The following is a 13,678-nucleotide window of genomic DNA, read 5'->3' on the forward strand; positions in this document are numbered from 1 at the left end:
AATAATGCTTTTCCCTAAAAGTTCAATTGAATAGAATCAAGCGCGTTCTCTTCTTCCTCATTGCTGCCGCTCAATCCGATATGTTCGATTAGAATGCTAGGCTGTTCCAAAATCGCCGATAGGATGTGTAAGTAGTCGTTTGATAAAACCTCGATTCTGCTTTTCTTAAACAGTTTTTTCGAATATTCAAACAGTCCGTGATAGTTGTCGCGGTCCGCCTGAATCGACAAGGTCAAATCGAATTTGGCAACCGGATGATGAAATGGATACGGCTTGAGTTGAAGGGAATCGAAAGTCAATTCAGCATGATCAAGATTTTGCAGCACAAACATCGTATCGAATAAAGGATTACGGCTTGAATCTTTTGGAAGATGCAGATGCTGAATTAATTCTTCCAATGGATAGTCTTGATTTTTATAGGCGTTCAGCATGTTTTCTTTTACTTCGTTTAAGTAGGCATCAAATGTTTTACGGCCCGCCGGGTGATTGCGAATGACTAACGTATTGACGAACATTCCCACGACCGGCTCTACATCCAAATGAGTCCGCCCGGCAGATGGCGTTCCTACGATAATATCTTCTTGTCCGCTGTATTTGGATAAAAGAATCGTATAGGCTGCCAATAAAATCATATACAGTGTTGCTCCTGTGTCTTCTTCCATTTGGCTTAAACGCTGTTTCAAGTGTTCGGGTATAAGAAATTCAAATGATTCGCCTTCGTAATCGCGTATGGCAGGCCGCTCATAATCCGCAGGCATATCCAGTACAGGAATATCACCGTGAAACTGATCCAGCCAATACGCTTCCTGGCTCTTGATGTTCCGTTTCTGAATGTCCGATTGCTGCCAAACTGCAAAGTCTTTATATTGAATAGAGAGCGGGTCCGGTTCGTTCCCCTCGTAGATTCGGCTTAAATCTTTCATCAGAATATTGACGGACACGCCGTCAGAAATGATATGATGCATATCAACCACAAGCACGTGCCGCGCAGGTTCAATTTCAATCAGTCCGGCCCGCATCAGGGGCGGTTTGGCTAAGTCAAACGCTTTGATGAAATCAAGCACACGGTCTTCCGCTTCTTCTTCGCTTGCTTGAATTCGTTCTATCGTAAAGTCGACGTTCTGATGAATACGCTGTGCCGGCTCGCCTTCATATAAATCAAAGCTGGTCCGCAACGCTTCATGACGCGCGATTAATTTTCGGAAAGCGGCGTTTAACCGTTCGGGATCGATCGTCCCTTCCACATTCATGGCACCCGTCATATTGTAAGTCAGCTCGCCGCCTTCTGTGTGACTTAACAAATACATCCGCCTCTGAGCTGAAGAAACCGGATAATATGGCATTTCCTTTGCAGCCGGAATCGGTACATATCGATTTTTGTCCATGTGTAACGCCTTGTCAGCCAATTGTTCAATGGTAGGAAACTTGAATATGTCTTTGAGAGACAGATTCACATCCAGCTCTTTGTGAATTCTGGCGGCTAAGGCAGCAGCTCGGATGGAGTTGCCTCCGAGATCAAAGAAATTATGTTTGATCCCCGCATGGCTTATTCCGAGCACTTCCTTCCATAAATCTGTCAGTTTGGACTCCGTCTCATTACCCGGCGGAACATATTCAGCTGTCTGCTGCAGACTCGCTTCTGGTGCAGGCAGTGCCTTACGGTTTATTTTCCCGTTGGATGTTAACGGCATATGCTCCAGATGGACAAAATAGGACGGAACCATGTAGTCCGGAAGCTGCGATGACAATTGTTCCCTAAGCTGCGCAGCCGCTATAGGCTTGTCGCTTACGTAATACGCGCATAATTGTTTTAAGCCGTCTTCTTCTTCTTTCACTGTAACCGCGGCTTTTTGCACCGCTTCCGCGTTATGCATTGCCGCTTCAATTTCACCAAGCTCGATTCGGTGTCCCCTGATTTTGACCTGTTCATCAACGCGCCCAATATATACAAGATTTCCGTCCTTCAATCGCTTAGCCAAATCCCCTGATTTGTACATCTTCGCTCCCGGGACATACGGGTTTTCAACAAATTTCTCTGCCGTTAAATCCGGGCGGTTCCAATACCCTCTGGCAACACCCGGTCCGCTGATATATATTTCGCCGATTACCCCGAACGGAACCAGGTTTCTGCTTGCATCGGCCACATAAATATCCGTGTTGGCAGCCGGAGTGCCGATCGGGACAAATTCCCGCTTGTCCCGTTCTGCGTCGAAGTGATAAATCATACATCCGACGACAGCTTCCGTCGGTCCGTATTCATTGAAAATGTCCAGCCGGCCTTTAAACTGCTCGCTGACACTTTTGGCCAGACGGGTGCTTAAATTTTCTCCGCCGACAATCATTTTCCGTATTGCGGTGCCGCCAGCGATGTTCATCTCCTTGATAACGTGCAGATGTGCCGGAGTCAATTTGATCATGTCTATTCTTGAGTCCCGCATAATCTCTGAAAGCACAGCGCTTTTATCTTCGCCGGCAAAGACAATGATGGTATTTCCCGTAACCAGCGGTGTAAATATCGAGGTCACAGTCAGATCGAAAGAGATGGAAGAGTATAATGGGAAGTTGGTTTTCTCACCTCTTACATAAACCTCTTTCGCCCACCAAATATAATTAGCCAGCCCCTGATGCTCAATGAGTACACCTTTTGGATTTCCCGTGGAACCTGACGTATAGATCATGTAGGCCAAATCATGCGCATCGCTGCCCGATTCAAGATTCGAGTGATCCTCATGGTATGAGTTTTCCTCATCCAAAAGCACAATGTCGCCATCATACGGTAATTGATCCAGCAGGCTGCGCTGTGTCAACACAACCTCCGCTCTTGAATCTCTCAGCATATATTGAATCCGATCTTCCGGATATTCAGGATCAATGGGCACGTATGCGCCGCCTGCTTTCAGAACAGCCAAAATTCCGACAATCAGCTCGATCCGATGCGGGCAGATGATGGCAACGAATTGATCCGCTTGTACGCCTTTTGTCCGTAACGTCCGCGCCAATCGGTTCGCCCGTTCATTGAGCTGTCTGTACGTATACCGCTCATTGCCAAAAATAACGGCTTCATGATCGGGACTCTGTTCCGCCTGCATTTCAAACCACCGATATACCGTTTCCTTATGCGGATACGGCGTCTTTGTGCCATTACACTCCGTCAGCAGTTGATGCCGTTCGGTTTCAGACAGCATAGGAACGGAAGACAATGTCATCTCCGGCTGCTCAACAAGGCTGTTTAAAATGCCGGTATAGTGTCTGGTGATCTGTTCAATGGTGTCTTTTGTGAATCGTCCCGGTTTATAATCAAAATGCATCTCTATCTGTTGACCGGCATCTTCGATCGTGAGCATCAAATCATATAAAGAGACCCCTGGATTTCGTTCTTTCACTTTAAATGTACATTCATTGTGCCGGATTTCATGAAATTCAATGTTTTGAAACACAAACATCGTGTTAAACAGAGACTTTCCGGTTGTTTCCCGCTGTACATTTAATTTTTCCACAAGCCGGTCGAATGGATAGTCTTGGTTTTCGAAAGCGTCAAGCGTCTGCCGCTTTACTTCTTCCAGATAATCCGTAAACGTTCTATTGGCGTGCGGCTTCGTCCGGATTCCAATGGTTTGTATGAAAATACCGATGATCTTTTCGATATCCGGATGATTTCTTCCTGATGCAGGCGTGCCAACGACAATGTCTTCTTGTCCTGTATATTTATGAAGCAGCACATTATAGGCGGCCAGAAGCACCGTATAGAGAGTCGTTTCCGCCTTTTGTGCCAAGTCTTGAAGCGAACGGATGACATCCGGCTGTAAGGAGCATGTCACACGCTGTCCCTCAGAAGACCGTTCTGCCGCTTTTGAACCGTCTGTCGGCAGGTCAAGGATGGGAATTTCGTCTTGAAATTGTTCCAGCCAATATGTCTCCTGCCGCTTCATGGCATCGTCATTCAGCCGTTGGTTTTGCCATTCTGCGAAATCTTTATATTCAAATTCAATGTCCGGTAATGGTTTCTGATGATATAAAGCCAGCAATTCATTTGTAAGGATGTTGACGGAATAACCGTCCGAAATGATATGATGCATATCGATGAGCAGTTCTGCCTGCTCGTTTTCAATCTTGATCAGCTCCGCACGAACTAACGGAGCTTGGTCCAGGCGGAACGGTTTTACAAACCCTTCTGAATAGGCATCAAATTCGTCCCGGCTCATTGTCCGGACATGAACGTTAAAATCAACTTCGTTTTCAAGTTTCTGAACGATATCGCCATCTATAATGTCGAAATACGTGCGAAACGCTTCGTGCCGCTGCATCACTTGTTGAAGAGATGAGATCAGGGCTTGCTCATCGTACTTCCCTGTTATTGAGATGTGGCCGAACATATTTTGCGCCAGCTGATCCGGTTCCAGTTGGTGCAGGAAATATACTCTTTGCTGCGCCGGCGATGTCGGGTAATACGCTTTTTTCTCGGCAGCCTTCATCGGGAGGTGCACGACTTTCGTTTCGTTCTGAATGAAACGTGCTAATTCCTTAACAGTCTGGTGATTAAAAAATTGTCCGATGGAAACCTTTTGATGAAATGTCTTCTGAACTTTGGAAAGCATAAGCGTCGCCTGGAGTGAGTTTCCTCCCAGAGCCAGGAAGCGATCTGATCTGCCGACCCGTTCAAGGCCGAAAAGTTCCTCCCAAATCCGCGCCAGCTGCCGCTCCGTTTCATTTACCGGCGCCTCATAGACTTCAGTAAAATTTGCCGTATTGCTTCCTATTGAAGAGACCCGCTTCTGGTGTTCGGCGTAAAGTGCTTGTAAATCATGCTGTTCTTCATCGGAAAACATCATCATGGCGCCAAGAGGGATTGAATCTCCCTCAACCATTTTTTGCAGCAATTTTGTAAAACCCGCTCCCCACTTTTTCATGATTTCCGGACTGATGACGTTCGTATTAAAGTCGAAATCAAGAACATATTCTTGATGCGCGTCAGTTATGTTAAGAAATAAATCGTACAGGGTGCATTTTACCGGGTATGCAACGGGCTCCGCCTCCGCCTTTCCGAAATGCAGCTTTCGAAAAGGCCTGTCTAAATTAAAGATAATACGCATATCCGGCACTTGATCGTGCGGAAGCTCTCTGGCCACCAATGTCATCGGGACGGCTTGGTGCCGCATTGCAAGATTCACGCTTTCTTTCATATTGCCAAGATAACCGGATAAAGTGCTTTCTGAAGAAGACGTGTTCTTCACCGGAATCATATTGACGCAATTTCCAATCAGAGCATGCTGTTTCATATGCGATTGACCTGCTGCGGGGATCCCGATCACAAGGCCTGACTGTTTGGTAAGCCGGTGCAGAAAAAGATGAAATGCGCCCAGCATCGTCACAAATACGCTATTTTTCATCTGAATGCTTAATGACCTTAAAGCCTCGCTCAATGGCCGTCCAAGCCTGACGGTACACCGGTCTCCCTCATACCCGTTCGGATAACGGACAGAAGCTGTGCTTGGCAGAATTGGCTGCTGTATCGGTTCAGAGAAATGACGCCGCCAATAACGGACCCCTTCTTCATAATGGCCGCTGTCAATCTGTGCCTGCTGCCAGTCTAAGTATTGGCGAAACGAAACATCTGCCTCTTTCGGCGAAATCGGTTTTCCTTGTACTATTGCCGCGTAGTTGCTCTCCAGTTCTTGAACAAAAACGGCGATTGACCATCCATCGGCAATGATATGATGGAACGTGAGCACAATCAGATGTTCATTGTGAGCCGATGTAAGCACATGGATTCTAAACAAAGGCTTTTGTTCATGGAAATGAAACGGCCGCTTGGCATCTTCTGTCAGCCATTTTTGGATTTCCGGCCCCCGATGTTCATGCGGGAGGCCGGTAAAATCAATGACAGGTATATCTATATTCATCCGTTCCTGCACTTGCTGTACCTCGTCATCGGGATGAATCACCGTACGTAAAGCTTCATGACGGTCAACGATATGCCGGACGGCTTGTTTTAATGGTGTATGCTGCAGTTCGCCCTTCACTTTCAGCATAATGGACTGGTTTAAAGCGGCGGAAGCTTCATTCCCGTAATGGGATGCCATAACCAACTGCTTTTGTTCAGGTGAAAGCTCGCGCGTCCCGGACTTTTTACGGCCTCCGCCATCAGGGGAATCCGGACCTTCCGGAATAAATCCGCCTCGGCGAAGATCCTCCACCGTGTCTTTCACCGCTTGAATAATATTTTCGATATCATCCGTGGTATGCGCCGCAGACAAGAAGCAGTTGCGTCCCTCCCATACATAGACCCCTTTATAGTTGAGATGGTAAAAGAACAAGTCATTATCAAGCGATGAGACAAACCGGAATAAAGAACCGAATCGAACCATGCGGATAGGCACTTGCGCTTGTTCGAAGCAGCGATTCAGCTCATCGACCAGGTAGGCTGTTTTTTGATTAAGCTGCTCATACAGATGTTCTCCTTCGGTTTGTAAATGGCGAAGGACGGCTAATGACATCCTCATGGTAAGCGGGTGAGTATTGAAGGTGCCGGCCACAAACGTGCGTTTCGCCTCGTCTTGCGGGTAGGAATCGTCCCCATACTGCCAGGTACCCCCGTCGATCGCATTCATGAACTCAGCTTTTCCGGCAACTACCCCTAACGGCTGTCCGCCGCCGATGATTTTTCCGTAGGTCACTAAATCAGCCTGAATGCCGAACCATTCCTGTGCGCCGCCGAGACCGATCCGAAATCCGGTAATAATTTCATCCATAATCAGAGCTGTTCCGGATTGCCGCGTGATCGCCCGCAATTCTTTCAAAAATGCCTGCGGCTGCAAATCCGGTCTGCGGCTTTGTACCGGTTCCACCAGTACGGCTGCCAATTCATCACCAAGACTGCGGATCACATCCAGCGAATCGGGATTGTTGTAATGTAAAATAATCAAATCATCCATAAAGCTCTGCAATATGCCCGGAGCCAGCGGATTCGCAGACGCAGCCCCGCCTTTTGTGCCAGCAACCCCTAATACGCCGTCAAACGTCCCGTGATAAGATCCTGAGAACGCCACGACTTTCTTTCTTCCTGTTGCCGCCCGCGCCAAACGCAGGGCAACCATGACGGCCTCTGTTCCGGAATTATAGAAAGCGACCCTTTCCACTCCGGTACATGTGCGGATCCGGTCGGCAACTTCACCGGCGACATCTGACATCGGGCCCAGCGGAGGCAATGATGAACGGGTTGAATCATCGATAACCTGTGTAATAAAGGAAGGATGATGCCCGAAAAGGTTAACCCCGAATCCCATGGTGATATCGATATATTCATTTCCGTCAATATCCCACATTTTAGAACCGTCAGAACGTTCGGCGATAATCGGGTATACGATTTCTTTCCAATACGAACGGAAGCTGGACAAATTGCGGTTGTTTGCATGAGCAAATCGGGTGTTGTCCGTATATTGTTTGGAACCTTTCGTTTTATCTGCGTATTTCTTGATGAAATCTTCTAAGTATTGTTTTTGCCGTGCGGTATAGTGTCCCTGATCATTCAGGTTCTGAGGCTGGAAAGGAACATAGGGTTTCGCTTCTTGAGCCGCTTTCTGTTCTGCATTGACGGTCGGAGGCCCCTGCTTGACAGAAGGAATTGATTTCTCTTGCGCTTTAGCGTATTCTTTCTCGTCGGAATGATGTCCGCTGTTTCTCAGCAAATTAAAGCTATTTAATTGAGCTTGCAAGGCATCCTGAATTAATTGATTCTGAGATGCGATTATTTTTTCGAGCGTATACTCTTGATGACCATCTCTGCGATCCGATTCAGGCTGCGCTTCTGAAATGACCTGTTTTTCCTGCGCCGGAACATTCTCTTGAGGCGGAGCGGATGCAAAGGACGATGGAACGGTATCAGCCAAGTAATCTATGACACTTTGAAGGTTGGTCAACGTATCAAAAAAACGATCCATCGGGATATCTACCCCAAATTCGTCCGCGATGGCTTTTTTGACCTGTGACAGCATGATAGAATCCATTCCGAGCCCGATAAAATGAGCATTCAGATCGAGTTCCTCTCCCCTGATCCCTGAAGCGTTGCTGATTACAGTTTTCAGGAAGGATTCAATGTGCGCTTTCGATTGATTGATATTCAATGCTGCTCCTCCTTTCTTTTCGCCCTCGTTTAAGCGCAATTGGTCAGCTTCAGCCCAGCATCGGCTCCGTTCAAACGGATACAGGGGCAATGGCGTCTTTTGTACAGTTTCACCGGAATAAAGCGCGCGCCAATCGATAACGGCTCCTTGCACAAATAATTCGGCTGCGCGATGCAGCCATGTGATCCGTTCATCTTGCGTACGTAAACGCTGCTTAATCAGAGCGGCTGCTTGTTGATTCAGCTCTTCTTTATGGGCAGGCAGCATTTCCTTCATATTCTTGTAACCGATGTATACACCGGGAAGGTTTCTGTCTCCCTGAATCAGGCGGGTCAGCTTATCCGATAATTCTTGCTTACCGGATACAATCATGGCAATGCCATGATCCAAATGAGCCCTGCCCGTACTTGCTGTATAGCAAATGGACTTTAATGAAGCTTGGCTGTCACCCGATACATATTGCAAGTACTGCTGTGCGAGTTCATAGAGTGATTTTTCAGTATGAGCGGATAAAACAAACAGGTGCGGCCCATGTTCATCCTCGGGTGCATACTCACTTTGAGAAATATATTCTTCCAATACCACATGAGCGTTTGTTCCGCTAAAACCAAATGAGCTGACTCCTCCTCGCAGCGGCTCATCACCGGATGTGAACGCTGCAGCTTCCTGGTTTACGTAAAATGGTGAAGAGTGAAAATGAATGAGCGGATTAGGTTCATTAAAGTGCGCTAACGGCGGATTTTTCTTGTGATTCAGCATGAGGACAGATTTGATCAGCCCGACGATGCCTGCCGCTTCAAACAAATGACCGATGTTTGATTTAACAGAACCAATCGCACAAAATTGTTTTTTTGCCGTATACTTTTCAAACGCTTTACAAAGCCCGTTAAATTCAACCGGATCGCCGAGCTTCGTTCCGGTGCCATGCGCTTCGATGAAAGACAGTGTTTCAGGGGCAATGCCCGCGTCTTTCCAAGCCGTTTCAATGACCTCAGTCTGAGCTGCCGGATTCGGTGCTGTAATCCCGGCGGTTGTTCCGTCTTGATTCAGCGCGCTTCCCTTGATTACGCCGTAAATATGGTCTCCGTCGCGAACAGCATCCTGCAAAGGTTTTAGCAAGACTGCGGCCGCGCCTTCACCTGTGCCCGTGCCGTCTGAATCTTTGCTGAACGTTTTCGTGTACCCGTCCGAAGATTCCATATCAAGTCCGATACAGATCGGCAAGAGCGATGTTCGGATACCTCCGGCAAGGGCCATTTCACAATCGCCGGATATTAAAGATTTACATGCCATATGAACGGCGGCAAGCGATGAGGAGCATGCCGTATCCACTGTGACCGCCGGCCCTTTTAAATTTAAGAAATAAGCGATTCGGCTGGCTAGCACGGAAGGGAGATTGCCCACGATATATTGATGAAGTTCCTCCGGATAATTCGCAGAAAGGAGACGTTCATAATCGTAGCCCACCTTCGAGTACCCCGCATATACCCCGACACGGCTCCCGTTCATGCTGCCGCCGGCATAGCCCGCATCTTCAATCGCATGCCATGCAGACTGCAAAAACAGTCTTTGGTTAGGGTCCATAAACTGAGCCGCTTTAGGGGCTAAACCGAAGAACGAATAATCAAAGCGGTCGATTTCATCTAAATAGCCGCCCTTCACAAACTGACTCTCATTGAACTCGCTTTGGATGGATTTTAAATAATCCGCCGCATCTTTCAGCCGGGATTCGGGGTATTCTCGAATGCTGTGCTCACCTTTTTCAAGCAGATTCCAAAAATCACTTTTCGTTGACGCTCCCGGGACATTGAGCGACATCCCGATAATGGCGATATCTTTCGGTGTCACATGGCTTGGTTTCGCGGCCGCGTCCTGCTTGATTTCAGCCCGGCTTTCAGACAGATATGCCGCTAAATCAGTGATAGAAGGATACGTAAAGAGATCTGAAACGGCAAGCTCGCGTCCGAATTTCTGTTCTATGCGCTCGGCAATCTGCGATAACTGTAATGAATTTGCTCCCATATCAAAATAACTGTCAGCGAGGTGAACCTTTTTCCCGTTGAGCACATCGGAAAAGATAGACAGCAATTCCGTTTCTATCTCATGAATGGGTGTCTGTCCGGATGTTTCCGGGCTGCTCTCCAAACATTCATTGATGGCGGCAGACTCTGTTGAAAAATTCCCTGCCTCATACTGTCTGGCAAGTTCGTAGCGTTTAACCTTTCCGCTGGTTGTTTTAGGGAGTTTTCGGATCGGAAGGACTTCTTTTATGCTCCAGCCGCCCCGCTTGTACAAATGCTTTTTTATCTCTTTGACAAGCGGTGCGAATTTTTCAGGTGATTTTTTGTAAACAACAAAGAGCACGATTTCTCCGCTTTGCGTCTTTTGATCATATACACCGCAGGCGGCAACCCTTCCTAAGTCAACCTCTTCCATTTCAATCGCGACCCGTTCAATATCGTGCGGGTAGATATTTTTTCCGTTCACGAAAATAATGTCCTTTTCTCTTCCGGTTACGACTAAGTTACCCCTTTCACTAATGAATCCGAGGTCTCCCGTTTTTACCCAGCCGTCAGAAGTCAGCGCTTTTTCCGTACTCTCTGGGTTGTTATAATACCCTTGCGTCACATTGTCTCCTTTGATGTGGATATGGCCGATGATTCCGTCTTCTACTCTTTCATTTGTTTCATCGGAGATCCGAAGCTGACAATAGTCAATAGGTTGTCCCACCTCGACGAATGAAGCGCAATTTTGGTCCTCTTTGCTGACTTTTACAGCTCTTTCACCAAGATTTAAATAGTCACGATGCAAATAAACGGGAACGAATTCTTCACCTAATTTAGAGAATGCTGCGCCGACCGACGCTTCCGCTAAACCGTAAACATTCAAAATGGCGGATCTTTTCAGATTGAATGCTGCGCATCTTTTCAAAAATTCGTCACAGAGCTCCGGCAATATCGGTTCTGCACCGTTTGCGATGACCTTGATGTGGGATAAATCCCAGTCTGGTTCGTTTTTCAGAAATTTAAGGAAGTAGTTGTATCCGAAATTAGGAGAGGATAGAATACTGGCTTTATGTTCATGAGCTTTTTTCATCCAAAGAATAGGTCTGCGAATAAATAACTCTGTAGGCATCAGATTTTGATTGATTCCGGTTATGAAGGGAACAAGGTGGCAGGCGATGAGCCCCATATCATGCGTTAAGGGCATCCATGATAAGAAAGAGTCTTTCGAATGAACGTGTAGGGCAGTCCCAATGGCACACGTGTTATGTATTAAGTTGTGATGCGTTAACATGACTCCTTTTGGATCTCCTGTCGATCCGGAAGAAAATTGGATAAAGGCGAGTTCATCCGCATCAGGTTCATAAAATGAAGCGGGGTAATCGTAGGTTTGATCTTGAATGACGTCAGATTTTTCGTTTAATTGATGATGGAAATCCTGTAAATCGTGTTCTGCAGCGTATTTCTTTATTTTGTCCAATACTTTTTCAGAGGCAATCAGAAAGGGATGATTTAATATATTCCAAATGCGCCAGACCTTCAGTTTATGGTCATCATCTTCTCCGATACTGACCGGAACCGGGATCATTCCTCCTAATATACAAGCCCAAAAAGCAACGACAAATGATTTGTTTTCTTGGATTTGAAATACAATTTCCTGCTTCGGCTTAATGCCGAGATGCTGTAAATAGCCAAGATACCCTTGCGCCTCTTCAAACAATTGGCGATAAGAGACAACCGTCTCGTTTTTATCGGATTCGATAAAACGGATCCCGCGATCAGAGATATTGCTTCTTTCCCGAATGACATCTACTAAGGTTTGGAATTGACTGGTATACATAGGTCCCCTCCTGGGCGCTTTATTTTAAAATCCGCAATTCTTCCCAATCCGGAAGCTGTTTAGCCTCGCAAATTAATTTGCATAAATGGATCGAATGTTCGAGTTCTTGTTCTGAAAGCACGTCTTCATGCCTTTTCATTCTCTCTTTCAGCTCTTGGATTTGCGTAAATAATGGCGTCGTCATATTGGAATAAGCCGCTGAATCCTTGTTGTAATTTCGCGCAATGACGGATTGAATCATCAATTTATTCAGTTGTTTTTTGCGTAAACGGACAATATGTTTCTTTCTTTCCGCTGAATTGGAAAGCAAGTGAACATCAGATGTCTGTCCTAAGGGATAAGGTACAATGTGATTCGTTGTTTTTCTCAGCAGACCGGCTAAGACATTGTTCGGACCCATTTCGATAACTTCTGTGACTCCATGTAAAAGCAAATAATGCATCGATTCTGTCCATCTAACCGGCATCGTCATGTGCTGCTTGAGATGTTCGCTGATCGAATTTCCGCTGCTGTAAGGGCGCGCGGTGACATTTGAAATGATCGGCCATGCGGCATCCCGGAAAGAATACCGGTGTAAAACAGTCTGGAATTGTTCGGAGGCTGATCGTATCATCGAACTGTGAAAAGGCGCACTGACATTCAAATAAGTGTATGCCGCACCCTTTTCCTCCGCCATCTTGATGACACGTTCCACAGCTTGCCGGTGTCCGGAAATCACATGCTGCTGTTCTGAATTCATGCAGGCTACACCTGCCGGAAAGTCTTCCGTCGATACTTTCGAACATATTTCCTGCAACGTTTGGAGAGAGAGCTGTGTCACGGCGGCCATCGTCCCCTGCTGATGGGGATCCGCATTTTGCATAAGAATTCCCCGCTCCCTTACAAGTGTAACGGCATCCTGAAAAGAAAGGGCGCCGGCACAGACAAGCGCTGAATATTCGCCTAAGCTATGGCCTGCCAGGAAGCGGGGCTCCACCCCTATTTCCTGCATATACACTTGAAAAGCAATCACACTGACCGTTAAAATAGCGGGCTGCGCGTTCATTGTCTTTGTCAATTCATTCATATCTCCGTTAAAACACAGTTTTTTTACATCCAAGGAGATCGCATCGCTCGCTTCTTCAAACAATCTCTTTGCGAGCACAAAATCATTCCAAAATTGTTTGCCCATTCCTACAAATTGAGACCCTTGTCCAGGAAATAAAAAGGCAAGATTGTTCATGAGATTCCTCCGATCATATTGAGCAAAAATACAATATCCTACAAATTATCCCTTTATCTAACATCCTAGCATGATTATAACAAATGTGTATAGAATACTTTCGGAGGAGTTATTGTTCGTTTTCACAAACGAATTAGATATATTTATTCATAAAATAAAACATGGGGATTTCACCGAAAATCAGTCTTAAAGAGAGATGATGAAAGCCGGGGTGGAGCCTGTTACCGGCTCTTCTTCACTTAGGTCGCGCTCTTCATGTTTCATATGTTTTAGGGCTATTGGCATTATTGTGTCAGAAATTACATATTTTCTGTTTATTGTAAAAATCCATTTGTATATCTGTGAAGGATTGTAAACTGATTGCGCTTGATTATAAATGCGGTGCAAGAGATGGATCTGGATGGGGAAAATCCGCAAGGACGAAATACGCCGCAGAACATGCGAATGACCCTGCCCGGATACCGATTGACGCAGTAAATTGGCCTTTTGACTG

General features: G+C 46.4%; 2 protein-coding genes. Both read right to left on the reverse strand.

Features of this window, described 5'->3' with window-relative positions:
• Positions 1–14 precede the first annotated feature (14 nt).
• Positions 15–11,963 (reverse strand): bacillomycin D hybrid PKS/NRPS BamA, encoded by an 11,949-nt coding sequence (gene bamA / locus U2H13_RS09635; RefSeq protein WP_376700793.1) that lies wholly within the window; start codon positions 11,961–11,963, stop codon positions 15–17.
• 19 nt (positions 11,964–11,982) lie between these two features.
• Entirely contained in the window at positions 11,983–13,185 is a 1,203-nt protein-coding gene (gene bamD, locus U2H13_RS09640; RefSeq protein WP_015417573.1) for a bacillomycin D biosynthesis malonyl-CoA transacylase BamD, read from the reverse strand.
• Positions 13,186–13,678 lie beyond the last annotated feature (493 nt).

It is taken from the genome of Bacillus sp. A1, assembly GCF_042296235.1.
In the GTDB taxonomy this organism is placed as follows: domain Bacteria; phylum Bacillota; class Bacilli; order Bacillales; family Bacillaceae; genus Bacillus; species Bacillus velezensis.